The organism is Acidithiobacillus ferrooxidans ATCC 23270 (assembly GCF_000021485.1).
Taxonomy (GTDB): domain Bacteria; phylum Pseudomonadota; class Gammaproteobacteria; order Acidithiobacillales; family Acidithiobacillaceae; genus Acidithiobacillus; species Acidithiobacillus ferrooxidans.
Genome location: NC_011761.1, coordinates 1,629,086 through 1,654,565, shown reverse-complemented (window position 1 = coordinate 1,654,565; position 25,480 = coordinate 1,629,086). Strand labels below are relative to the sequence as shown.

The following is a 25,480-nucleotide window of genomic DNA, read 5'->3' as shown; positions in this document are numbered from 1 at the left end:
ATAAGAGTTTCTCATGAGCAAAGATGTTGGCTTGGTGATCATCGGCACGGAGATACTCTCCGGCAAACGGGAAGACCGTCATGTTGACCGCAGCCGCCGGCAATTGGCAAGACGTGGTTACGGCATAGCGTGGTGCCTGATCGTACCCGATATCCGGAATATCCTGCTGAGCCAGTTGCGCTGGGCCATGGCACAATCCCTGCCTTTTTTTTCCTTCGGAGGTTTGGGGGCAACACCCGATGACCTGACCCGCGATTGCGCCGCGGCGGCGGCCGACGTTACCTTGTCCCGGCACCCCGAAGCGGAAGAATGGATCCGTCGGCAGTATGGCGAAAAGGCAGAGCCGGTACGGATCCGAATGGCAGATCTGCCCGCCGGGGCAAAGCTGATCCCCAACCCCGTCAATAATGTGCCTGGATTTTCCGTGGGTAACGGGCATTTCTTTCCGGGATTTCCGCAGATGGCAGAACCTATGAGCGATTGGGTGCTCGAGCAGTATTTTCCGCCCGTAGTGGCTGACGTGGAGGCCCGGATTCTGTTGCCCCATGCGCGGGAGGGCGATCTGGTCCCCCTCATGGAGAGTTTCTGCGTTACCCATCCGGAAGTTCGTTTCTCCAGCCTACCCAGTTTCAAGACGGATGGTCCGCAAATCGAGCTAGGTGTGGCAGGATGGGAGCAGGATGTTCAGGCCGCCACCCGCGACCTGAAGGCCCGTCTGGAACGGATGGGCCTCGAAGTCCGGGATCTGGCCCTCCCGGAATCGTAATCAAACAGACGAGGGCCTTCTGGTGGTTTTGCTGACAGCTAACTGCAAACTGGGGAGACCACCATCATAATGAACTAGACTTTCCCATATGGAGGTATCCAGTGACCATTCAATATGCTGATCTGTTGACCATCGGTGCCGGAGGCGGCGCTTATCCCGCCGCATTTCGGCTGGCCAGGGCGGGGCGTTCTGTAGTCATGGTGGATCCCAAGGGGCTGATGAGCGGAAACTGCCTTTACGAGGGTTGCATACCCTCTAAAGCCGTTCGGGAAACCGCCGAAATCTACCAGTCGCAGCGACGCTTTGCCGAACGAGGTCTGCCCGGGACCATTACAGTCGACTTCGCAAAAATCATGGCGCACAAGGACAGCATCCAGGCGCGGCGCTATCAGCAACACGCCGCAGACTTGGCCGCCACACCGAATATTCAGTTGATTCAGGGAGAAGCACGGTTTATCACGCCTCACGAAGTGGCCGTCGATACGGCGGACGGCGAACGGCGATTCCGGTGCGCCCAGGTTATCATTGCCAGCGGCTCCGATGTATTCGTTCCCCCAGTTCCGGGAGCCGAGTTCTGCCTTACCAGCCATGATCTGTATAAACCTGACGCCACCCTCAAAACCCTGCCGGAGCGGATGATTGTCATCGGTGGCGGTTATATCGGTCTGGAAACGGCCACGTTCTTCGCCGCCCTGGGCACCAGGGTCACGCTGCTTCAGAAAGGTAGGCAACTTCTCAACGGTATGGATCCGGGTATGGTGGCACTGCTGACGCCGTTGCTGGATCCGTCTATTCGTATTCTCACCGGTGTAGACGTGACGGCAGTCGAGGTAACCCCTGAGGGAGGGCGGCGCGTACATTACACCCACGGAGAAGAGAACGACACCCTCGATGGCGACGTAGTGCTGATGGCCGTGGGCAGGCGTCCCGTCATTCCTGCGGGCGCTGCCGAAATCGGCATTACCGTGACCCGAAAAGGTGTGGCCGTGGGACCGGACCTGCAGACGGTCCATCCGCATATTTATGCCTGTGGTGATGTAAACGGCCGCGTACCTTTATTCCACGCCGCCGTGCGCCAGTCCATGGTCGCTGCACACAATATTCTCGGTGGCAATATTCCCATGGATTATGCCGACTTCCGTCATATACCCACCACCATCTTCACCCTGCCAGCGGCCGCCTATGTAGGCATTACCCCTGCCCTCGCGGAAGCACAGGGTATACCGTTACAGACTGGCCGCTATGACTTCGAGGAAGATTCCCGGGCGCAGATTCTGGAACGCATGGAAGGTGGCATTCAACTGTTTTTCGCTGCGGACAGCCTGCGCCTTCTAGGCGGTTGGGTGGTGGGGATCGATGCCGGTTCTCTCATCGGCCAGATCGGCACGGCGGCCGCCCATGGCCTCACCGCCTACGATCTGGCCCGCTTTGCGGACCAGCATCCAATGAGCGCGGAAGGCATCGGCAAGGCTGCGCGCAGCCTTTTTTAGATACTACGATATTCACCATCAAGAGGTACGCGTCATGACCAAGTGCAAAGAAGAGAAGATCACGGAAAAACAACGCTACAAGGAAGAGTTACACCAACTGCAAATCGAGCTGGTCAAACTGCAGCGGCACATCATCAGCAAGAATGAAAAAATCCTGGTTATCCTGGAAGGCCGCGACACCGCTGGCAAGGATGGCACCATCAAGCGCATTACGCAGCATCTCAGCCCTCGCGAAACCCGTGTCGTTGCACTAAATAAACCCTCGGACCGCGAAGAAAGTCAGTGGTATTTCCAGCGCTATACCCATTATTTGCCTTCCGCTGCCGAAATCGTGTTTTTCAACCGGAGCTGGTATAACCGCGCGGGCGTGGAAAAGGTCATGGGATTTTGCACCGATGCGCAATACGAGGAATTTTTTTCTGAAGTGACAGATTATGAGGGCATGCTGGTGCGCTCGGGTATCCATTTTTTTAAAATTTACCTGGATATTTCCCGGAATGAGCAAAAAAAGCGCCTGGAGGCACGCAAAGACGATCCGCTCAAGCAGTGGAAAACCAGCCCTATCGATGCGCAGGCGGTGAAACACTGGAAGGATTACAGCAGTGCGCGCAATGCCATGTTTGCGCGCACCCATACCAGCTTCACGCCCTGGACCATTGTAACCGCAGACGACAAGAAAGTCGCGCGCCTACAGATCATCAAATGGCTGTTGAGCCACCTGGATTATGCAGGCAAGGATGTCAGCCTGACCTTACCCGATCAGACCATCATCTTCGGCTATGACCCACTCTGCCTGGAGAACGGAATGATCAAGGCATAAGCCGGATACACCTGCTTTTATGCGTCTTTCCTGCTGCGCCGATTCCGCCGGTTCTTCGCCGCGCCACTTTGCCCCTCCGGCATTACCCGCTCGAAATCAATCTTACGATCATCCAGATTGACGTTCGCAACCCTGATCTGGATTTCGTCTCCCAGTTGGAATGTTTCCTTGGTCCGGTCACCAATAATCCGGTAATGCTGAGCATCGAAGTGAAAGTAGTCTTCACCGAGGGTACTGATATGGATCAGACCCTCCACGTAGATCTCCCGCAGTGCCACAAAGAGACCAAACCCGGTAACGCCCGTAATGATGCCAGTATAGGTCTCGCCTACCTTATCCATCATGAATTCGCACTTGAGCCAATTCACCGCCTCGCGACTGGCTTCGTCAGCCCGCCGCTCGGTCATGGAGCAGTGCTGACCAAGCTCCTGCAATACCTTTTGGGGGAACCACCGAGGTTCCGCGCCGGCTGCGTCCAGCAAAGCCTGAATGCCACGATGCACGACGAGGTCCGGATAACGACGGATGGGAGAGGTAAAGTGCGTGTAGGCCAGGAAGGCCAGACCAAAATGCATGCCCGTATCCACGGTATAATAGGCCTGCGAAAGGCTGCGCAGAATAACCGTCTGGATCAGACTGGAATCACTGCGCTCACGAGTGTCCTCAATGATGCTGGCCAGATCGGCGCTGCGGGGGTGGGTAGGCAGACGCACCGGCACACCGAGCTCCCCCAGAAAGCGGCGCAAATCTTCCAGCTTGTCGCCGGATGGCTCCGGATGCACCCGATATAGCATGGGCAGTTCGTGGATACGGAAATATTGCGCTGCACACACGTTGGCCGCGAGCATACACTCTTCGATGATCCGGTGGGCTACGTTGCGCGTCACTGCGACGATCTTTTCAATGCGCGCCTGTTCATTGTAGATAATGCGGCTTTCTTGCGAATCGAACTCGATGGTGCCCCGCCGCTCACGGGCCTTGGCAAAACTTTCATAAAGTCGGTGCAGCACCTCCAGATGCGGAACCATGGCTGCATCACGTGTACGCAAATCCTCATCACCCGCCAATATGGCGGCCACTTCGTCATAGGTGAAGCGGCGCTGGGAGCGCATGACACCCCGGGCAAAGCGGAAACGCTGCACCTCACCGGTCAGATCCGTCTCCATCTCACAAAGCATGCAGAGGCGGTCCACATGGGGATTGAGGGAGCAAAGTCCGTTGGACAGTATCTCGGGCAGCATGGGAATCACCCGCCGCGGGAAATAGACAGAATTACCACGAGTCGCGGCCTCTTTGTCCAGCGCAGAGTCCGGTCGTACATAAGTGGCCACGTCAGCGATCGCAACGATCAGTCGGAAGCCGTTTTCGATCTCTTCAGCATAGACGGCATCATCGAAATCCTTGGCATCGGCGCCATCGATGGTCACCAGGGGAAGCGCGCGCAGATCGCGGCGCCCTTCCTTGATCGCTTCCGGGACGGTCTCGGAGAAATGCGTAATTTCCGCAAGCACTTCGTCCGGCCATTGATGGGGCAAGCCATAGTTACGGACGGCGATTTCCACTTCCATGCCCGGGGCCATGTGCTCACCCAGAATCTCGACCACGCAGCCCTGGGGCATATTGCGCCCATCCGGGTACTGAGTGATTTCCAGCGTCACGATCTGTCCGTGTACGGGTGCCAGCTCACCCCCTTCCACCACCGCAAATTCCTGGGGAATGCGACGATCTTCGGGGACGACGTAGCGCACCCCACCTTCCGCGTAGTAACGCCCCACAACCTGTTTGAGCGCGCGTTCCAGAATACGCACGATCGCGCCTTCGATACGGCCGCGCCGGTCCTCTCCGACCGCTCGGCCCAGAATCGTATCACCGTGAAATACCTTGCGCATTTCCCGCGGGGAAAGGAAAAGATCCTTCCCACCTCCCTCCGGGATCAGAAAACCAAAGCCATCGGGGTGAGCACTGACCGTACCGCGCACCAACTCCATCGCCTCAACGATTCCGTAAGCGCCGCGACGGTTACGAACCAATTGCCCATCCCGTTCCATGGCCCGCAGACGCCGCCGCAGGGCTTCCTGGTCCTCTTCGGACACTTCCAGATCGGCGATGATATCCTCCAGAGTCGATGGCTGACCGGCACTTTCCAGATAGCTGAGAATGTACTCCCGGCTGACGATGGGTCGCTCATATTTTTCCTTTTCCCGGTCGAACATGGGATCGCGGTCACTCAGCGACGAGGGTTCTTGTGTTTCCGGCATTGACAAATGCTCCTTAATAAATGATGATTCCATCCACGCCGAGGTGGCGGAATTGGTAGACGCGCTAGGTTCAGGTCCTAGTGAGCGAAAGCTTGTGCTGGTTCGAATCCAGTCCCCGGTACCAAAAACAAAGGGTAGACCAAACGGTCTGCCCTTTTTTATTGCCCGGCTGCGTCACAGGGCCTCAGTACGTAAAATGGTGTCATCCCGATCCGGCCCGGTGGAGATAATCGCCAGAGGCCGCCCGGCGCGTTCTGCAATAGCCTCCAGATAGCGACGGGCTGCCTCGGGAAGGTCGTCCCAGTGCCGCACACCTGCCGTGGACTCTGACCAGCCGGGAAAACTCTCGTAGATAGGTTCGCAGGCCGCCACTGCCTCCGCTCCACCGGGCAGTTCCTCCTGAACCACTCCGTTCACACGGTAACCGACGGCGACGCGAATTTCGCTGAGGCCGTCCAGCACATCCAGCTTGGTGATGCACAGGCCCGTTACTCCGTTGACCCGGCAGGCGGCCCGTAAAGCCACCGCATCAAACCAGCCGCAGCGCCGCGCCCGACCGGTGGTTGCACCCACTTCCGCGCCCCGCTCTGCAAGGAAGACGCCTGTCTCGTCAAAGAGCTCCGTAGGAAATGGCCCGGCCCCTACTCGCGTCGTGTAGGCCTTGGTAATGCCCAGTACATAGCCCAGTTCCGCCGGCCCTACCCCACTTCCGGCGGAAGCGCCACCCGCCACCGTATTGGAGGAAGTCACAAAGGGATACGTGCCGTGATCCACGTCCAGCAGCGTACCCTGGGCGCCCTCGAAGAGAATCCTCGCGCCTTCCGCCCGCAAACGCGCCAGACGCACGGAAACGTCCACCACCATAGGTGCCAGACGCTCCGCAAGCCCCAGATACTGCTCCAGGATCGCATGAAAGTCTTGGGGCTCCTGTTTGAAATAGTGTTGGAGCACAAAGTTATGGTAGTCCAGGGCCTCGCCCAGCTTTGCCGCAAACCGTTCGCGATGAAACAGGTCCGCGACACGCAACGCGCGCCGTGCCACCTTGTCCTCATAGGCCGGCCCGATGCCGCGACCGGTAGTGCCAATCTTTGCCGTACCCATCGCCCGCTCCCGCGCCAGATCGAGACTCTTGTGGTAAGGCAGAATGAGCGGGCAGGCATCGGAAACGAACAGGCGCTCATGAGCATCGGACATCACCGGCCACAATTCGTCCAACTCCGAAAACAGGGCGAGAGGGTCGAGCACCACACCATTACCAATGAAACAGGACACCCCGGGCCGAAGAATGCCCGATGGAATCAGGTGCAGTACCGTTTTCCGCGCTCCGATCACGAGGGTATGGCCAGCATTGTGCCCTCCCTGGAAACGTACCACGGCCTGGCAACGCTCCGTCAGCCAGTCGACGATCTTGCCCTTGCCCTCGTCACCCCACTGGGTGCCGATGATTACAACATTTGAATTTATAGCCACGAACGACTCCGCAAATGGGTCTTTGGAAAATGAAATTAAACTTCACGAGTCGAGACGCTGTACTTTCCAACCCGTTGCTTCCTGGATCAGGACGGCGTCAAATCCCTGTGCCCGCAAGATCTGCGGACTCGGCGCATCCTGACGCAGCAGATCCTGTAAAACCACAAAACCAGCTCGGCGGTGTTCCTGTATCGACTGCCACAACAGATCGTCCATGCCAGCCGGGGCCCAAATCCGCCCTATTCTCCCCGAATCCGGAAGTCCCAGTAGCAGTGGTTTGATATCCAGACTGAAGCCCGTCGCCGCCCGTCGCCGCCCGAAGGCGGCACCGATGTCATCATAGCGCCCGCCACTGGCCAACGCCTCACCGCGCTGCGGACCGAACAGCGAAAACAGCAGGCCCGTATGATAGCGATGTCCGTGAATCTCCGAGAGATCGCATTGAATCGCCAGGTCTGGATAACGTGCCCGTAATACCGACCATACGCGCTGCAGGTCATCCAGGGCGGCACGAACGGCGGGGTAATGCCCCAGATACCGCCGAGCCTGCTCCAATACGTCGAAATCCCCCTGCAGGCCGGACAGGGCATCAAAATCGGCGGTCAGTTCCATACCGCAATGATGCTCCCGCAGCCACGTCCGTACATCCGACCACGCCTTGCGCTCGACATGCCGCAACAGATCAGCGCGTAAAGCGCCTTCCAGGCCTGCCGCATCGGCCAACGTTTGGGAAATACCCACGTGGCCGATATCCAGCAACAAATCCGGTACGGCACAGTGGATGAGGCTCTCCACCATCAGGGAAAGGACCTCCAGATCTCCCTCCGCCCCCTCCACCCCGAAGAGCTCGGCGCCCATCTGAAAAGGGGCACGGCTCCCACCGAGCAGATCGGGGCGGGCGCGCAGCACCGTACCCGCATAAGACAGACGCCGGACCTCCTTTGCAGAAGATGTCTGGGCATCTATGCGAGCCATTTGCGGCGTCATATCCGAACGCAACCCCACCAACCGGCCACTATCCTGATCCAACAGTTTCCAGGTCTGTAAGTCGAGGTCTGCGGCACTCCCGGTCAGCAAACTCTCCAGATGTTCTACGAGGGGGGGGATGACCTGACGGTAACCCCATTGCGCGTAAAGATCGAGCAACGCACGGCGGCAGCGCTCCAGCGCCTCCGTTCGTGCGGGGAGAACATCCTCAAATCCGCTGGGCAGCAACCAGGCCGGGTGGCTTTCGGTACGCGTCATTTGCCCGCCGGCTCCAACGAGTGACGGAAATACCGGAAGAATGGCGCATCCGGACTGAGCACCAGCACGTCTTTGTCACTCAGGCTGTGGCGGTACGCCTCCAGGCTGCGATAAAACGAGTAAAATGCCGGATCCTTGCCATAGGCGGCACCATAAATAGACGCCGCCTCGGCATCTCCCTGCCCCTTCAGCTCTTCCTGCTGCCGGTAGGCATCCGCCATAATCCGGGTTTGTTCCTTATTCGCCTCAGCGCGGATTTTGGCAGCATCCGCAGCCCCCTCGGAGCGGTAGGCATTGGCCTCCTCCGCACGCTCGGCCTCCATCCGTTTATAGACGGCTTGCAGCACATCCGTGGGCAAACCCACCTGCAGAATACGCAGATCGACCAGATGCACGCCCAGTGGCTGAAGACGCTTATTGGCCTCCGCCAGCACCGGATCCATCATTTTGCTGCGTTGGCCCTGTATCACCGACTTCAGCGTCATCTTGCCGACTTCACTCCGCAACGCAGAACGCAGCACATCACCAATCCGGCTCCCTGCGGCTCCGTCGTTATGCAGGCGGGCGTAGAAAACCAGTGGATCGGTTACTCGCCATTCGGCAAAAAGGCTGATAAGCACCGGCTTTTTCCCTACCGTCAAGAAGGATTCCGGCTGCGTGCTATAGCTGGACAGACTCTTATTGACAAAAGCCACATTCTGCGCAATGGGCCATTTCATATAGAGCCCGGGGGATTCCACCACGCGCACTGCCTTACCAAATTGCAGCACCACGGCGGTCTGGGTCATGGATACGGAATAAAAGCTTGCCGACGCCAGCAGCACCAGCGCCAATACCGCAATGATCACACTCCAGGCCCAGTTCTTCATGAACTGGCTCCTGACACAGCGGCCGGCAGCGCCACCGGACTGATCGTCGGTGCGACCGGCGGGGCCACAGATACGGTCGGCGCGGTTTCTGCCGCTGAGCTCGTCGGGCTGCTGACCGCCGCAGGACTCCTGGCAGGCATATGGAGATTTATCACGGGCTGTCCCTTGCTCTCGACAATCACTTTCGGGGTATGGCTCAGAATGTCCTGCATGGTGCGCAAGTACATGCGCTCACTCACCACTTTCGGATTTTTCTGATAGGCCTGGAGAATGTCGGTGAAGCGTGCGCTGTCCCCCTTGGCCCGGTCGACCATCTGCTGTTTATAACCTTCGGCGTTCGTCACCATCGCGGCGGCCTCCCCCGTAGCTTTGGGAACGACTGCGTTCGCATAGGCCTGCGCTTCATCGCGCGTCCGTTCCATGTCTTCACGCGCCTTTACCACATCCGCAAACGCCGGCTGGACGACCTTGGGAGGCGTCACCTCCAACAGTTGGACCGAATCAACGCTCACGCCCGCGTGATAACGGCTCAGCAGGTTTTGGGTGATTTGCTGCACCTGTTGCTGAATGTCGCCTTTGCCGGAAGTGAGCAGACTGTCGATTTTGCTGCGTCCCACGACCTCCCGCATGGCGGATTCCGCACAGAAGGAAATCAACTGATCCGGATTTGCGGTAGCAAATAGGTAATCTCCTGCATTGGCGATGCGATACTGCACAGCGAAACGGACATCCACCACACTTTCATCGACGGTCAGCATCATGCCGGGATTCCGGGTGTCGGCAGCACCGCTATAGCCCAGAACCAGACGCCGGCTTTGCGCTACTTTGAGCAAGTATACCCTCTCAAAGGGGAAAGGGAGGCGGTAGTGTAAACCGGGTTGACTGATACCGACCTCTCTGCCAAAACGCAGTACCACGCCTTCTTCACCCGGTCCCACGACATAAATGCCGGAAGCAAACCAGAACAGGATCAGCACGGCAATCACCAGGAAAGGCAGGAGGTGCAGCCACTTGTAATCCATCTTCGGCCCACCGCTGCGCCCACCGCCCGAGCCGAAAATACCGCCCAGCTTTTTCAACTCCCGGGTAATTTTCTGAATATCGAAAACCGGCTTTTGCGCACCAGGACGCCGTCCCCAGGGGTTGTTATCGTTTTTGTTTCCGTTCCCGCCCGGATCACTCCACGGCATACTGCTCTCCTTCCTCAGCCATCAACCGGTATTGTAGGGGGCGCGTCCATCGCCTGACAACCGCTATCGCGCATCTGCGTATGCAGGCGCCGCCAGTTGAGACCATCAATGTCAAAAGTCAGATGTGTCCTGCCCTGCTCATCGAAACGCTCAGCGATAACACTGGCCAGACGATGTATCCGCGCACGCAGGGCTCCTTCTTCAGGCATCAGCGTCAGATCAGCGCGCAACATGGAGCGCCCCACACGCTGTGTCACGGCCTGCAGCAACTCGGGTATGCCGATACCCGAGTGCGCGCTGACACGCACCGCTGCCAGTTTGCCAGAGCTCTCATACACGTTTCCCGGCATATCTCCGGTGAGCTCCACCTTGTTCAGTACCAGCAGGCGGGGAATATCCTCCGCGCCAATTTCCCTCAACACCGCATCTACCGCGGCAATCTGGGCATCGCGATCAGGCGCGCTGCTGTCCACCACATGAAGAAGTAATTGCGCCTGGTTTACCTCTTCCAGTGTCGCGCGAAAAGCGGCAATCAAGTCGGTCGGCAAGTCGCGCAAGAAACCGACGGTATCGGCCAGGAGAATGGCTTCATGCCCCTCTATCTGCAAACGCCGGATGGCGGGATCGAGGGTCGCGAAAAGACGGTCCGCGGCGTAGCTGGAACTTTTGGTGAGGGTATTGAAGAGGGAGGATTTGCCGGCATTGGTATAACCGACCAAGGCGACCGTCGGCAGGGGTGCCCGCTGCCGCGCCCGCCGCTGTGTTGCCCGATGTGCAGCCACTTTGATCAGGCGCCCGCGCAGGGAAAGAATGCGTTCGCCGATGAGACGGCGGTCCGTTTCCAGCTGCGTTTCACCCGGACCCCGCAATCCGATGCCGCCGCGCTGGCGCTCCAGATGGGTCCAGCCGCGGACAAGGCGGGTACGAAGGCGCGTCAGTTGCGCCAACTCCACCTGCAGTTTGCCTTCATGGGTCCGCGCCCGCCGCGCAAAAATATCGAGGATGAGACCTACCCGGTCGACAACCCGGCAGTGGAGGGCGCCCTCCAGATTGCGCTCCTGCACAGGGCTCAAAACCCGGTCGAAAAGAACGAGATCCACGGACAATGCTGCAACTCGCTCCGCCAGTTCCGCCACCTTGCCACGCCCCAGAAAGGTCGCAGGATCGGGACGTCCGCGCTGAACGGAAAGCAGTTCCAACACATCCGCACCACTGTCGGTGGCCAGATGGAAAAACTCCGCCCCGGCGTCGGGATCCGCCTCTCCATGTAATACCACATGGACGAGCAGAATCCTCTCCCGGGGCGCGGCCACAGCGACTGCGGTATTCGCCAGAATCAGGCCTCTTCTTCGGTGCTGCTCTCACCTTCAGCTTCCGGCAAGGGCAAACGCACATCGCGACCAGGAACCACCGTGGAAATGGCGTGTTTATAAATCATCTGACTGACGTTATTGCGCAGTAGCACGACAAACTGGTCGAAGGACTCCACGAAACCTTGCAGCTTGATGCCGTTCACCAGATAGATGGCGACAGGAACATGTTCTTTACGCAAAAGATTGAGAAAAGGATCCTGAAGGACCTGTCCTTTTTGTTGTCCGGCCATTTTTATCTCCTTAAGACTGTCGCTTTATGGCGCTTTTAGATGTAGTGAAAAAGCCTGCGGGCCTCCTTCCACTTCGAGGCCATCAGCCTACCGCAAAAACAATCCGAATACCATGCATTGCGCGACATCGGGACGCGGCCTCGGGGCGAGGGTTGCGGAGACCAGCCTCACTGTGAATTGACCTGTCGCGCACTTGCCATTACGTTAGATGCAAAGCCAGCCGTCAAAAGTGATCTCGCGTGCCGTTCGGCTCCGCCCGCCCGGAGCCGAAAGCGGCAACAGGGGGTTTGCCAGGCGGTTTCCGGGCAGATCAGCCTCAAAGGAGACGAAATACGTGGAAAAAAAGGCCCTCAACGGTAAAGCGCTCCGTAACCGCGTCAAGTTGCTCGGCAACCTGCTGGGAGAGGTTCTGCGCGAACAGGCCGGGCATCGCGTATTCAACGCCGTGGAGCAACTGCGTCAGGGATACATTCGCCTCCACAAGCGGGAGGACCTTCGCCTCCGGGAGCGACTCGCCCGCTTTATCGACGCCCTTCCCCAGGACGATCTGGTCCTGGTCATCCGTGCGTTTAACACCTATTTCAGCTTGGTCAACATCGCCGAAGAGGAGTTCCAGCACCTGCACCGCCGCCGTCTGCTCCAAAAGGGAAGCATGCTGTGGACAGGGTCCTTCGAGGAAACCTTCCGCGAATTGCAAGGCCAGGGTATCAACCCCGGACAATTGCAATTTCTCCTGGATCAGATCCGTTATCTGCCGGTATTCACGGCACACCCCACGGAGTCCAAGCGCCGAACGGTCCTCCATGCCCTGCGCCGCATTTTCGTGACCAGCAAGATGCTCGACGATTCTGCGCTCAATGACGAAGAAGAACAGGAGGTGATGGACAACCTGCGGGCGCAGATCCAGATACTCTGGGAAACGGAAGAGGTGCGCACCAACAAGCCACAGGTGCAGGATGAGGTGGAAAACGGTCTGTTCTACTTCCGCGACAGCCTGTTCGAGGCGGTACCTCTCACTTATCGGGCCGCGCGCCGGGCCGCGCGCCGGGTTTTTGCAAATGCCGACATCGATATTCCCGCGTTTATCCGCTTTGGTTCCTGGATCGGGGGGGACCGGGACGGCAACCCCAATGTTACCGCGGCCATTACCGGCTGGGCTTTGCGCACCCAGAGCATTGAAGTATTGAAAGAATATCAGCAGCGTCTGAGCGACCTCTATCAGTTGCTCGGACATTCCAGCCGATTCTGTGCCATCTCTCCCGTTCTGCTTGCTTCATTGGAGCGTGATGCGGACGACTTTCCAGAACTTGCGGAGTGGGTGGACCAACGTTTCCCCAGTGAGCCCTATCGCCGCAAACTGCGGTACATGATGACCCGTCTCGACTTGCGTCTGCGCCAACTGGAAAACGGTCAGGTCTTGAATGAGTCGGCGGGCCCCGCCTATGCCGCAGCGGAGGATTTCCTTGATGACCTTTTGCTGGTACGTGACTCACTGCGTGGCCACAATGACGGGTATATCGCCGACAACGAGGTCCAGGAGATCATATGGCTGGTCCAGACCTTCGGCTTTCACCTGGCCAACCTGGACATCCGCCAGGAATCTTCCGTGCACTCCCGCACCATCGCCGAGCTTTTCGCCGGAATTCCAGGCTTCGCCAACTACGTGGAGCTTTCCGAAGAAGCGCGCATGCTGGCGCTCTCCGACGCGCTGCGCCGCCCCGGTCCGCTGGTGGAGCAAGCGCCTGACCTGTCCCCTATGGCGGCGGAAACCTGCGCGATGTTCCGCTGCATCGCCCAGCTACGGCGTGAAGTCAGCACCGCCGGCTTTGGCAACTACGTCATCTCCATGACCCATGAGGCAAGCCACATTATGGAGGTACTGGTACTTGCCAAGGAGTTCGGCCTGGCCGGATGGTCACGGCAGGGTCTCTACAGCGAGATCGCCGTTACCCCGCTGTTTGAAACCATTCACGATCTGGAGCGTATGGATACGGTGATGTCCACCCTGCTGGACAACCCGGTTTACGCCAAGATTCTCGGCAGTCAGGATGACATCCAGGAGGTGATGCTGGGCTATTCCGACTCCTGCAAAGATGGCGGCATACTTTCTTCCAGTTGGTCCCTGTATCAGGCCCAGCTACGGCTGGCAGCCCTGGCAGACAAACGGAAGATACGGATTCGGGTTTTTCACGGTCGCGGCGGCAGTGTGGGCCGTGGCGGTGGCCCCACCTATGAAGCCATACTGGCACAACCACCAGATACGGTACGCGGGCAGATCAAAATTACCGAACAGGGCGAGGTGCTTTCCTTCAAGTACGCCAATCTGGAGACTGCGGTGTATGAACTGACCGTAGGTACGGCGGGTCTCATCAAGGCGAGCATAGGACTGGTTCGGTCAGCATCTGGTGACAACCCGGACCATCTGAAAATCATGGCGGAACTCACCAGGACTGGGGAGGCTGTATACCGCGATCTCACGGAAGGCACCCCAGGGTTCATGGATTATTTCTACGAGGCCACCCCCCTCAACGAAATCGCCCACATGAACATCGGCTCGCGCCCCTCCCATCGCCAGCGCGGCGATCGCTCCATGTCCTCCATCCGCGCCATTCCGTGGATATTTGCCTGGGCTCAGTCACGACATGTTCTTCCGGCATGGTACGGCCTCGGTTCCGCCCTCGCCCGCTGGCGGGAGGACAAGCCGGAACGTTTGCAGGCACTACAGGACATGTACCGGCACTGGCCGTTCTTTCGGGCGCTCATGGGGAATATCGGCATGGCGATGGCCAAGACCGACATGGCGATTGCCGGAGAATACGCAGGCTTACCCAACGACCGGGACGCCGCCATCGCAATCTACCGTAAAATTCAGGCAGAATTTGAAAGCAGTCAGGCGGAGATGCTCGCCATCGTCGGGGCTGACCATTTGCTTGCCGACAACCCAACCCTGGCGTTCTCCCTGCAACGGCGCAATGTGTATATGGAGCCTCTGAATCATATTCAACTCGCGTTGCTGCGGCGCTATCGCAACGACGAGACCCCCCCGGAATTCCGGGAGATATGGCTGGATCCCCTGCTGCGCACCATCAACGCCATATCCGCCGGTCAGCGCAATACTGGTTAAGGACGCGTGCGCATGGCCTTACCCGAACTGATTCTGGCCTCTACCAGCCCTTACCGGCGGGACCTCCTGCGCCGGCTGCAGATCCCATTTCGGGTGGAGACTGCAGCGGTGGATGAAACCCCCTTTCCGGACGAAACCCCTGAAACACTGGTGTGCCGTCTGGCGGATGCCAAAGCGCTGGCCGTCGCCCAACGCTTCCCGCAGGCAGTGGTGATTGGTGCCGATCAGATGGCCGTCTGCGCCGGCCGCGTTCTCGGCAAGCCAGGAAATATCGAACAGGCGGTTGCGCAACTGACCTGGATGCAGGGCCAGGCGGTGGATTTTTTGAATGGTGTGACGGTGGTCGCCCCGTCTGGTACGGAAGCGTTTCTGGTGCCATATCGTGTCGTCCTGTACGCACTGACCCATGCGGAGATCCGTCGCTACGTGGAACGGGACATGCCTTTGGACTGTGCCGGAAGTTTTCGCTCCGAAGGGCTGGGAATCAGCCTGGTGGAACACATGGAAGGCGAGGATCCCAACGCCCTGATGGGTTTACCGCTGATCGCCGTCTGCCGGGCATTGCGCAACCTCGGTTACCCGTTGCCATAATATCCGGAAACGAATTAAAAAAGGGGCATCCAGCGACGCCCCTCCGAGTTTGCAAAAACAAGTGGCTTAACCCCAGCCGTCTCCGCCATCATCCATACCGAAATCATCATTGGATGCCAGTTGATCGTTGCCCCAGGAGTCATTCGTCAGGCCGAGAGCATCATTGCCGCCGTCACTGCCCACATTACCCGCCTCGCTGCCATGTCCGAAAAGGCTTCCGGCCAGCGCCTGCCCGGCCGCCAGTCCTGCCCCCACCCCCACGCCGGTGGCAATGCCGGATGCCAGACTCGACCCCAACCCGCCGCCTTGCTGCGGCATACCACCGCCCATGGTACCCCCGCCGGGATACATCGGCCCATTGGGCCCGTACCCATTCGTACCACCGAAGGGCCCGGAAGGCTGTCCGCGGTACAACATCCCGGGCTGTTGGCGCCGCCGCCGAAGCATGGAGATCAGCGCGATCAAGGCTACCAGTCCGAGGAAAAAGGCCAGCACAGCACCCCAGTGACCGCCTTTGCCGACCGGTTTGTCAACATGGCGCTGCAGAGACTGCTTAAAAGTTGTCAACACCTGCGGTTTGACAAAGGGCATGGTCGGCGCTAGCTGTTCCGCTTTCGCCAAAGCCGCGCCGGCCCCGGCCCAGTCACCCTGACGCGCAAGAATTCGCGCTTCCACATACTGTGCTTCCGCAGATTGCGGATGCGCAGCCAACACCTCCCGCATCATGCCTTGCGCCTGGCTCAGGTGACCCGCCTGTACGGCCTGGGCAACCTGGGCTACGCTGGGCTCGGCCCATGCAGCAGGCGCTGCCAGCAGCCAAAGCATGGCAATGGCTCCAAAAAATTTTGTCTTCATACGCTCCTCCAATCAAAATCCTCGGCTTCCAATATGGGGTGAAACTCTCTCTAATTCAAGAGGTGATATATACTTCTTTAGGACAGATCATTCCGGCCCCGATGCAACTTTGCGGGCGTCCAACGTGCGCCGACGGAATTAAGGATGGGGTCGGTTTGACAGAAAGGGGGGATTCTCGCCATTATACTGACCAGTCGGTACAGGCCGTTGAGAGGTGTCGTTGTGCAAAAACCACTACCAAGACCCGTCGCTACGGTACTGGCAACGGCACTTGCGGGAAGTCTGGCGGCCTGTAGCTTTGAGCCGCCGCTGCGCGTTCCCCAGGCACCGGCCGACAAAACACCTTACACGGCGGGCATCAGCCCCAAAGAAACCGTGGCTCCGGGCGGCCCTTCCGGTCACGCCCAGAAGATCGCGTATGGCAAAGAGCTGCACGAGGAGTGGTGGAAACTCTTTCACTCCAAGGCGCTCGACGAATTAATCGCGACAGGCCTGAAAAACAGCCCGACCATCGCCCAGGCTCAGGCCCAGTTGAAACAGGCCGAGGCCACCGCGCGCGCGAACGCCAGCATCTTCTATCCACAGGTCACCGGCAATCTGCAGGCTAATCGGAGCAAAGCTAGCGCGGCAGCCTTTGGTGGCAGCAGTGGATTTCACTATTCCCTGATTACCGGAAGCGTCGGCGTTTCCTATTACCCGGACATTTTTGGTGTCAACCGTCTGGTCTATCGCAACAGTGAGGCTTTGGTAAAATATCAGCAGTGGGAACTGGAAGCGGCACGATTGACCCTGACCGGTAACATCGTCACCACTGCCGTCAGCGAGGCGGCGACAGAGGGGCAAATTCGCGCCACCCGGGCCATCGTCGCCCAGGAGCGGCAACTTCTGGAACTCACCGAGAACCAGTACAAGGCGGGCGCCGTGGACTATCTCAGTGTCGTCACCCAGCGCAGCCAACTGGCCAGCGAATTGGCGACGTTGCCCCCGCTGAAGCAGCAACTCGCCGTCTATCGCCATGAACTGGCCATTCTCGTGGGCGCTTTTCCCGCAGATGCTAGGCGGCAGCCCTTTACCCTGACCGAATTGCAACTACCCGAAGAATTGCCGGTGAGCCTCCCCTCGCAATTGCTCAAACAGCGTCCGGATATCCGCGCTGCACTTTCGCAAATGAAGGCCGCAAATGCGGTCATCGGCGAGGCAAGGGCGCAATTCTACCCTACCGTTCAGCTTACTGCGGCGTTTGGCGATACGGCGAGTCATCCCGCGCTGTTTTTCAACCCCGTCAGCAGCATATGGAGCCTGGTAGGTGCCGTGTCCCAGCCGATTTTCGAGGGCGGCAAACTGGAAGCTCAGAAAGCCGAGGCCCATGCCGCCTATGATGCGGTTTATGCCGCCTACCGCAGCACGGTGCTGAACGCCTTCGACCAGGTGGCCAACGCCTTGCGCGCCGTGGAACATGACGCGCAGACCCTTGCTGCGCAACGCGCGGCACTACAGGCCGCAGCGGAAGCACTGCGGCTGGCGCAGGCGAGTTATCGTGCGGGTGCATCTGACTATCTCACCCTCCTCACTGCAGAAGTGCAGTATGACAACGCCAAAATTGCCGAAATAACCGCTAGGTCGCAGCGCTATCAGGATACGGCCGCGCTGTTGGTCGCATTGGGCGGCGGCTGGTGGAACAAAGCCGACAGGAAGTCAACGCCCGTAAATACACAGGGCAAGCCTCATCCCTCTGCTGGCGCGTTGCCGGTAACACAGGTAAAGCCATGAGCCATTCAGCATTCAACACAGCCATCCGCCGCGGAGACTGGTCATGAAGAAAGCATTTGTCATTGTCATTCTTGTATTGCTGATCCTTTTCGGCGGTATTTTCGGCTTCAAGCTCTACGGCAACTATATGATGCACCAGGCCCTGGCGCATATGCCCGTACCGGTCGTCAGCGTCAGCGCCAGCAAGGTGGTAGAGCGGGAGTGGCACCCGGAAGTAACTGCCGTGGGATCGTTTGCCGCCATCCAGGGTGTGGAGGTGACGCCCCAGTTGGGCGGTGCCATTACCGGTATCTATTTTCATTCCGGAGAATACGTCAAGGCCGGTACCCCTCTGATCCAGATCGACAACAGCAACCAGTTGGCGCAACTGGCCAGCGACGAGGCTCAGCGGCGATTGGCCCAGATCAATCTCCGCCGGACGCAGACGCTCATCGCCACCAAGGCCGCCAGCCAGTCTCAGCTCGATTCCGCGGTGGCCAGCTACCAAAGCGCGGTCGCCGCCGTAAAAAATGACCACGCCACTCTCGCAAAACTCGCCATCCGCGCGCCCTTCAGCGGCTATCTCGGAGTTCGCCAGGTAGACCTGGGGCAATACATCATCCCCGGGACCGCCATGGTGGATCTCCAGTCCTGGGATCCCCTCTTTGTGAACTTTACGGTGCCTCAGAGTGATTTCGCCCGCATCCATGTAGGCACACCCGTTCAGGTGGAGGTGGACAGTTATCCCGGCCAGACCTTCAGCGGCAAGATCACCGCCATGGGGGCGGCCATCAATACCGCCACGCGCCAGATTGACGTCCAGGCCACGGTGCCTAATCCAAAAACCATCCTGCGCCCGGGTATGTTCGGGAATGTCACGGTGATCGAGAAAAGGCTGGAGAAAGTGTTGACCGTACCGGCCAGCGCCATCACCTATAATACCTTCGGTGACTTTGTCTATGTGGTGGAGAAAAAAACCATCCATGGCAAGGAAAGCCAGATCGCCCTCCAGCGCATCGTCAAGACCGGTATCCAGCGAGGCAGCGAGGTACAGATTCTGTCGGGGCTGCGTGCGGGAGAGCTGGTGGTCACCGGGGGGCAGATCAAGCTCCACGAGGGTAGTCCTGTCAAAATCCCCGCCAGCGGCAAAGCCTGAGGATGGCGGCGATGAAATTTACGGATATCTTCATTCATCGACCGGTTCTGGCTACGGCCTTGAGTCTGGTGATCCTCCTTCTCGGATTACGGGCTTATACCGAAATGACGGTGCGCGAGTACCCGGCCATCACCAACACCGTGGTTACGGTAACCACGGCCTACCCCGGCGCCAATCCCAACACCATCCAGGGCTTCATCACCACCCGGTTGGAGCGGGTGATCGCCAGCGCCCCCGGCATCGACTACATGACCTCCAACAGTTCCGAGGGCATGTCCACCATCACCGTGTACATGAAACTGAATTACAGCCCCGACGCGGCGGTGGCCAATATCCAGTCGAAGGTCCAGCAGGTGACCAACGAACTGCCCGCCGGCAGCCAGTTGCCGGTGATCAACGTGACCGTGGGCAATACCACGGATCTCATGTATATCGCCTTTTACAGCAACCAATTGAACCAGCAGCAGATTACCGACTACCTCCTGCGGGTGGTCCAGCCCAAGCTCGCGGCGGTCAGCGGCGTGGGTCAGGCGCAGATCCTGCCGCCCGGCTCCGGGAACGGCAATACGTATTCCATGCGCGTCTGGCTCAATCCCCGGAAGATGGCAGCCCTCGGGATCAGCGCGTCCCAGGTATCCCAGATTCTGGCCGCCAACGACTTCATCTCGGCGGTAGGGAGCACCCGGGGGACCGAGACGGGGGACACTATCGTCGCGACCACCAACCTCCATGACGCGGCGCAGTTCCGCAACCTCGTGGTCAAAAATGTGGGTAATACCATCATCCGCCTCAAGGACATCGCCCAGGTAGAACTCGGAGCGCAGAATTACGATTCCAGCGCTTATTTTGACGGCAAACCGGCGGCTTTCGTCGGTATTCAGGAGGCACCGTCGGCCAACTCGCTGAATGTCGCGGCGGGAGTCAAGGCGGCCCTGGCTGAACTCGGCACTGCCCTTCCGCCGGGCATGCACATGGCCATCCCCTACGACGCAACGGACTACATCAAGGCCTCCATCAACGACGTTCTCATAACGATCGGTATCACGCTGGCAGTGGTGGTTCTGGTGATCTTCCTCTTCCTGGGTTCCTTCCGTTCGGTGCTCATCCCGGCGGTGGCCATTCCCCTGTCCATCATCGGTGCCGGCTTCATCATGTGGGCCATGGGCTTCACCATCAACCTGCTCACCCTGCTCGCCATCGTTCTGGCCATCGGCCTGGTGGTGGATGACGCCATCATCGTGGTGGAAAACGTGCACCGTCACATCGACGAGGGCAAAAGCCCCCTCCAAGCGGCCTTGATGACTGGTCGGGAGCTGGGTACCGCCATCGTGGTGATGTCCACCACGCTGATCGCCGTCTTTGCCCCCATCGGCTTCATGAGCGGTCTGACCGGCAGTCTTTTCAGCGAGTTCGCCTTTACGCTGGTGGCTACCGTGGTGGTTTCCATGGTGGTGGCGCTGACCCTGTCGCCCATGCTCAGCAGCAAGATACTCCGAGCCAGCAGCGCGCATGGATTCGCCCACTTCATCGATACCCGCTACGAGGAACTGCGCCGCCTGTACGATCGGCTGCTCCGGGGTAGCCTCAACTTCGTGCCGGTGACCCTGCTTTTTGCCGCCGTGATATTCGTGAGCATTTATTTCCTCTTCACCACGAGCAAACAGGAACTGGCGCCGCAGGAAGATCAGGGTATCATTTTCAATATGGGTACGGGCGCGCCCAACATCACCCCGGAACTACTGAGCAAGTACGGCATGAAAATCGTCCATGACCTGGGCAGGTATCCGGAGACCAAGGCCGTCTTCATGGTCACGGGGATATCCGTTGGCAGTGGTGGCGGAACGAACAGTCTCATCGCCGGCATGCGGCTGAAAAACTGGGACAAGCGATCGGTAACCGCCATGCAGTTGGCGCCCCAGGTACAACAGCAAATGAACGGGATCACCGGTCTGCAGGTGGCGTCGTTCCAACCGCCGTCCCTGCCAGGGTCCGCCGGGGGGCTGCCGGTTCAATTCGTGCTGCAGTCGAGTGGAGGTTACGACAAGCTGGACCAGGTGGCCAACGATGTCATCGACCGCGCCCAGAAAAGCGGCCTGTTCGTCTACGTGACCAAGGATCTGCGCATCGACAATCCGGAAATCGTCCTTCACATCCATCGCAATATGGCCGCCAACCTCGGCTTGACCATGGCGAATATCGCGCAGGATCTGCAACCGCTGCTTGGCGGCAATTACGTCAATCGATTTGATCTGAAAGGCCGGAGCTATGAAGTGATCCCGCAGGTGCCGGACCACTTCCGCGCCAACCCAGGCATGCTCAAGACCTACTACGTAGCTACTGCAACGGGGCAGATGGTGCCGCTATCCACCCTGGTGTCGGTGGAAACGGAGGTGCAACCGCAGTTTCTGCCGCAGTTCCAGCAGCTCAATTCCGCCACCATTCAGGCGGTGCCCGCCCCCGGTGTGACCCTCGGCCAAGCATTGGCTTATCTGAAAACCCAGGCCCAGAACATTATGCCCAAGGGCTTCTCCATCGACTACTCCAGCCAGTCGCGGCAGTATATGCAGGAGAAAAGCGGGCTGCTGGTTACCTTTGCCTTGGCCATCCTCCTCATTTATCTGCTCCTCGCCGCGCAATTCGAGAGCTTTCGCGATCCGCTCATCGTGCTCATCACGGTGCCTATGTCCATCAGCGGGGCGCTGATCTTCATCAGTCTGGGGCTGGCCACCATCAACATCTACACCGAAGTGGGCCTCATTACTCTCATTGGCCTCATCGCCAAGCAAGGCATCCTCATCGTCCAGTTCGCCAACCAGATCCAGCGACACGAAGGGCTGGACAAGCGCTCCGCCGTGGAAAAAGCCTCCAGCATCCGCCTGCGGCCCATTCTCATGACCACCGGTGCGATGGTGCTGGGCGTATTGCCCCTCTTGCTGGCGAGTGGAGCCGGGGCGGTCAGCCGCTTCGACATGGGTCTGGTAATCTTTACCGGGCTGGCTATCGGGTCTTTTTTCTCGCTCTTCGTTGTGCCAGCCATCTATATGATACTCGCCAAGGATTTACGGGAACCTCAAAATTCCCGGGAAGCCTGAAACGACTGTTTCATCTTGTTGGACATCATGGGCCGGGGTACCCTTCAGTGCCCCGTTGTAGCTTGACAAAAGAAGAGGCCGCCCGAAGAATATCCGGCGAACATGGCTCTCGTTTTCCGGGATGCTCCGTTTTGCCGCCACCTCGCCGGTTGACGCGCCCACTTTTCACACAGGTAACTTTTTCATGGGTGAGCATTTTTTCCTGAGTAGCGAGACCTCGCCAAAGAGGCCCAAGTGACTGCACGACGCATTGATGGCAAAGCCATCGCGCAAAAAATACATGCCGATATTTCCCTTCGCAGCCATGCCTTTCTCCGCCAATGGGGGCGCTCCCCCGGCCTTGCGGTAGTACTGGTCGGCGCTGATCCGGCCTCCCGGATTTATGTACAGAAAAAGCGGGAGACCTGTGCTTCGGTGGGAATTGCCTCATTCTCCGCCAATTTGCCAGCAGACACTAATCCACAACAACTTCTGGCCCATATTGGGGAGCTGAATGTCAATGACGCAGTCGACGGCATCCTGGTGCAACTGCCACTCCCTCCCCATTTTGATCCGGAAGAAATCATCGAAGCCATCGCGGTGGAAAAAGACGTGGATGGTTTCCACCCCTACAATATTGGCCGTCTCGCCTTGCGCGCGCCATTGCTTCGCTCCTGCACACCTGCGGGCATCATGACCCTCCTTCAGGAATCTGGCATCGATATCAAGGGAAAAGAGGCGGTAATCGTTGGTGCCTCCAATATCGTCGGGCGCCCCATGGCATTGGAACTTCTCCTCGCCGGCGCAACGGTGACCGTCTGTCATCGCTTTACCCGGGACCTGGCGGCTCATGTAGGGCGCGCCGAACTGCTGGTTGCGGCGGCCGGCAAACCGGGGTTGATCTCTGGTGCGTGGATTCGTGAGGGCGCGGTGGTGATCGATGTAGGAATCAACCGTCTTCCGGATGGGCGGGTGACCGGCGACGTGGACTTTGCCGGCGCAGAGCAGCGTGCGGCGTGGATCACCCCGGTCCCCGGCGGGGTCGGACCCATGACTGTGGCTACCCTTCTGCAGAACACCCTGATCGCCGCGGAGCACCGCATGGGGGCACCGCATGTCTGAGGTGCCTGCGCCGGAAAAAGCCCGTTCCGCGCCGCCTCTCGACAGCCCTGAGCTGTACTTCAACCGAGACCTCAGCATCCTCGCCTTCAACCAGCGGGTACTGGCCCTGGCTGACGACCAGCGCGTACCGCTGCTGGAACGTTTACGCTACCTGACCATCGTTTCCAGCAATCTGGACGAATTTTTTGAAGTGCGCATGGCCGGACTGTTGCAGCGGCTTAAATTCGGCGCCGGCCCCTTGGGACCGGACATGCTTGGGCCCCAACGCGAAATCGAGGCAGTAGCGAAAAAGGCCCATGAAATCATTTCCGAACAATACCGATGCCTGAATCAGCGCCTGCTGCCCGCTCTGGCTAAGGAAGGTATTCGCTTGTTGCGCCGCCGCGAATGGCGGGCAGCGCAGAAACGTTGGATCAGCAATTATTTCCAGACGGAGGTGCTGCCTCTGCTCACTCCCCTGAGCCTCGACCCCGCCCACCCCTTTCCCAAGGTACAGAACAAAGGGCTGAATTTCGCTATCGTTCTGGAAGGCCAGGATGCTTACGGGCGACACAGCCCCATCGCCATCGTACAGGCGCCACGCATTCTCCCCCGCATCATCTGGATTCCGCAACATCTGGCGGGTCCGAATGATTTCGTGTTTCTCTCCTCCGTCATCCACGAACATGTGCAGGCGCTCTTTCCGGGTCTGACCATCCAGGGTTTTTATCAGTTTCGGGTGACGCGCAACAGTGAACTCTTTGTGGATGAGGAAGAGGTGGACAATCTCCTCGACGCGCTGGCCGATGAATTACCGCTACGCCCCTTTGGCGAGGCGGTACGGCTGGAGGTCGCTAACAATTGTCCGCGGGAAGTGGTGGAATATCTTCTGAAACATTTTGAACTGAGCGAGAGCAACCTGTATTCATTGCAGGGTCCCGTGAATCTGTCACGGTTGGCGGCCATCATCGAAATGGTCCCCCGCCCCGACTTGCTTTATCCGCCCTTCATACCGGGGCTGCCAGCGGTTTGTTCACACCCCGAGAACATATTCGCGCATCTACGGGAGGCGCCCATCCTGCTCCATCACCCATACCAGAGCTTCAACCCGGTTCTGGATTTCCTCCGCCAGGCGGTCAGCGATCCAAAAGTCATCGGCATCAAGCAGACGCTGTACCGTACCACCCCCGACTCCCCGGTCATCGACGCGTTGATAGAAGCGGCCATGGCCGGGAAACAGGTCACGGCAGTGGTCGAACTCAAGGCCCGCTTTGACGAAGCCAATAACATCCGGATGGCCGAGCGTCTGGAAGAAGTGGGTGTGCAGGTGGTATACGGCGTGGTCAATCACAAGGTGCATGCCAAGATGATTCTCATCCTGCGCCGGGAGGAGGACGGGATCCGCCTCTACGGGCACTTGGGTACGGGCAATTATCATCCCCGCAATGCGCGGATTTACACTGATCTCAGCCTGCTCACGGCAAATCCCGACATCACGGCGGACATGAATGACCTGTTCATGCATATCACTGGCATGGGCAAGGCACCACAATTGCGCTGTCTGCTGCAGAGTCCCTTTACGATGTTCCAGGGCATACAGGAAGCCATCGATACGGAGATCCGTCACGGAAGCAAAGGTCGCATCATCGTGCGGGTGAACGCGCTGGTCGAACCCGATCTGATTCGCGCCCTGTACCGGGCCTCCCAGGCCGGGGTGGAAATCGACCTGGTGGTGCGCGGCGCCTGTGCCCTGCGCCCCGGCATCCCAGGTGTCTCCGATCATATCCGGGTACGTTCCATTGTCGGCCGTTTCCTCGAACACAGTCGCGTCTATTACTTCGGAAACAACGGGCATCCCCGTCTCTGGATATCGAGCGCCGACTGGATGGGACGCAATCTTTTCCGCCGTCTGGAAGTCGCAGTACCCATTACCGACCCCGACTTGCGCGCCCGCATACTCACGGAAACCCTTCAGCTATACTTGGAAGACGACTGTAACGCTTGGGCGATGCGTGCGGATGGTGATTATGAATTTTTACGCAACCCCCTGGATGCCAACTGCAAATCCGCACAGGACCGTCTGCTGGAACACTACAACAGGAGCAGTCATTATGGGTGAGAG

18 protein-coding genes and 1 tRNA gene are annotated in these 25,480 nt (G+C 58.8%); 11 read left to right on the top strand and 8 right to left on the bottom strand.

What is annotated here, in order from left to right:
• The first annotated feature begins 13 nt into the window (after positions 1–13).
• From AFE_RS08765 to ppk2, 3 genes are all read left to right on the top strand, one after another.
• Positions 14–766, top strand: a complete 753-nt coding sequence (locus tag AFE_RS08765; protein ID WP_009563516.1) for a competence/damage-inducible protein A — start codon at positions 14–16, stop codon at positions 764–766.
• Positions 767–867: 101 nt separating this feature from the next.
• Entirely contained in the window at positions 868–2,256 is a 1,389-nt protein-coding gene (locus tag AFE_RS08760; protein WP_012536825.1) for a dihydrolipoyl dehydrogenase, read from the top strand.
• A gap of 34 nt (positions 2,257–2,290) precedes the next feature.
• Entirely contained in the window at positions 2,291–3,076 is a 786-nt protein-coding gene (gene ppk2 / locus AFE_RS08755) for a polyphosphate kinase 2 (protein ID WP_012536824.1), read from the top strand.
• Between the two features lie 17 nt (positions 3,077–3,093).
• Here ppk2 and rnr read toward each other — a convergent pair whose 3' ends face one another.
• The gene (gene rnr / locus AFE_RS08750) at positions 3,094–5,334 is read right to left on the bottom strand and encodes a ribonuclease R (RefSeq protein ID WP_012536823.1); all 2,241 of its coding nucleotides are present in this window, start codon (positions 5,332–5,334) and stop codon (positions 3,094–3,096) included.
• Between the two features lie 37 nt (positions 5,335–5,371).
• Between rnr and AFE_RS08745 the strand changes: the two genes are divergently transcribed.
• Positions 5,372–5,458, top strand: a tRNA-Leu gene (locus AFE_RS08745).
• Between the two features lie 50 nt (positions 5,459–5,508).
• On the opposite strand, the gene AFE_RS08740 is transcribed toward AFE_RS08745, so the two are convergent.
• From AFE_RS08740 to hfq, 6 genes are read right to left on the bottom strand one after another with little or no spacing between them, the layout of a single operon-like run.
• A complete protein-coding gene (locus tag AFE_RS08740) occupies positions 5,509–6,804 on the bottom strand; it encodes an adenylosuccinate synthase (protein ID WP_009562382.1) in 1,296 nt (431 codons plus the stop codon).
• Between the two features lie 42 nt (positions 6,805–6,846).
• Positions 6,847–8,049, bottom strand: coding sequence for an ATP phosphoribosyltransferase regulatory subunit (locus tag AFE_RS08735; protein WP_012536822.1), 1,203 nt, complete (start codon positions 8,047–8,049; stop codon positions 6,847–6,849).
• Positions 8,046–8,918, bottom strand: coding sequence for a protease modulator HflC (hflC, locus tag AFE_RS08730; RefSeq protein WP_009562383.1), 873 nt, complete (start codon positions 8,916–8,918; stop codon positions 8,046–8,048). The genes AFE_RS08735 and hflC overlap by 4 nt, the downstream gene beginning before the upstream one ends.
• Positions 8,915–10,108, bottom strand: a complete 1,194-nt coding sequence (gene hflK, locus AFE_RS08725) for an FtsH protease activity modulator HflK (RefSeq protein WP_012536821.1) — start codon at positions 10,106–10,108, stop codon at positions 8,915–8,917. Before hflK ends, hflC begins: the two co-directional genes overlap by 4 nt.
• Positions 10,109–10,122: 14 nt before the next feature.
• Positions 10,123–11,421, bottom strand: coding sequence for a ribosome rescue GTPase HflX (gene hflX, locus AFE_RS08720; RefSeq protein ID WP_012536820.1), 1,299 nt, complete (start codon positions 11,419–11,421; stop codon positions 10,123–10,125).
• Positions 11,422–11,444: 23 nt separating this feature from the next.
• Positions 11,445–11,711 carry an RNA chaperone Hfq gene (gene hfq, locus AFE_RS08715; RefSeq protein ID WP_009561005.1) on the bottom strand — a complete coding sequence of 89 codons (267 nt, stop codon included), beginning with the start codon at positions 11,709–11,711 and terminating at the stop codon, positions 11,445–11,447.
• A 334-nt stretch (positions 11,712–12,045) separates the two neighbouring features.
• On the opposite strand from hfq, the gene ppc reads away from it, so the two are divergent.
• Entirely contained in the window at positions 12,046–14,835 is a 2,790-nt protein-coding gene (gene ppc / locus AFE_RS08710; protein ID WP_012536819.1) for a phosphoenolpyruvate carboxylase, read from the top strand.
• A gap of 12 nt (positions 14,836–14,847) precedes the next feature.
• Entirely contained in the window at positions 14,848–15,426 is a 579-nt protein-coding gene (locus tag AFE_RS08705; protein ID WP_009564621.1) for a Maf family protein, read from the top strand.
• Positions 15,427–15,492: 66 nt separating this feature from the next.
• Here the strand turns inward: AFE_RS08705 and AFE_RS16950 are convergent, their stop codons facing one another.
• The gene (locus tag AFE_RS16950; protein ID WP_009564622.1) at positions 15,493–16,281 is read right to left on the bottom strand and encodes a tetratricopeptide repeat protein; all 789 of its coding nucleotides are present in this window, start codon (positions 16,279–16,281) and stop codon (positions 15,493–15,495) included.
• Positions 16,282–16,503: 222 nt separating this feature from the next.
• Here AFE_RS16950 and AFE_RS08695 point away from each other — a divergent pair, with 222 nt between their 5' ends.
• The 5 genes from AFE_RS08695 (at position 16,504) to ppk1 (ending at position 25,477) form a co-directional block, all read left to right on the top strand.
• Positions 16,504–18,051, top strand: a complete 1,548-nt coding sequence (locus tag AFE_RS08695; RefSeq protein WP_009564623.1) for an efflux transporter outer membrane subunit — start codon at positions 16,504–16,506, stop codon at positions 18,049–18,051.
• Positions 18,052–18,094: 43 nt separating this feature from the next.
• Positions 18,095–19,186 carry an efflux RND transporter periplasmic adaptor subunit gene (locus AFE_RS08690; protein WP_012536818.1) on the top strand — a complete coding sequence of 364 codons (1,092 nt, stop codon included), beginning with the start codon at positions 18,095–18,097 and terminating at the stop codon, positions 19,184–19,186.
• Positions 19,187–19,197: 11 nt separating this feature from the next.
• Positions 19,198–22,278, top strand: coding sequence for an efflux RND transporter permease subunit (locus tag AFE_RS08685; RefSeq protein WP_012536817.1), 3,081 nt, complete (start codon positions 19,198–19,200; stop codon positions 22,276–22,278).
• Between the two features lie 234 nt (positions 22,279–22,512).
• Positions 22,513–23,379, top strand: coding sequence for a bifunctional methylenetetrahydrofolate dehydrogenase/methenyltetrahydrofolate cyclohydrolase FolD (folD, locus tag AFE_RS08680; RefSeq protein WP_012536816.1), 867 nt, complete (start codon positions 22,513–22,515; stop codon positions 23,377–23,379).
• Entirely contained in the window at positions 23,372–25,477 is a 2,106-nt protein-coding gene (gene ppk1, locus AFE_RS08675) for a polyphosphate kinase 1 (protein ID WP_012536815.1), read from the top strand. The genes folD and ppk1 overlap by 8 nt, the downstream gene beginning before the upstream one ends.
• The last annotated feature ends 3 nt before the right edge of the window (positions 25,478–25,480 follow it).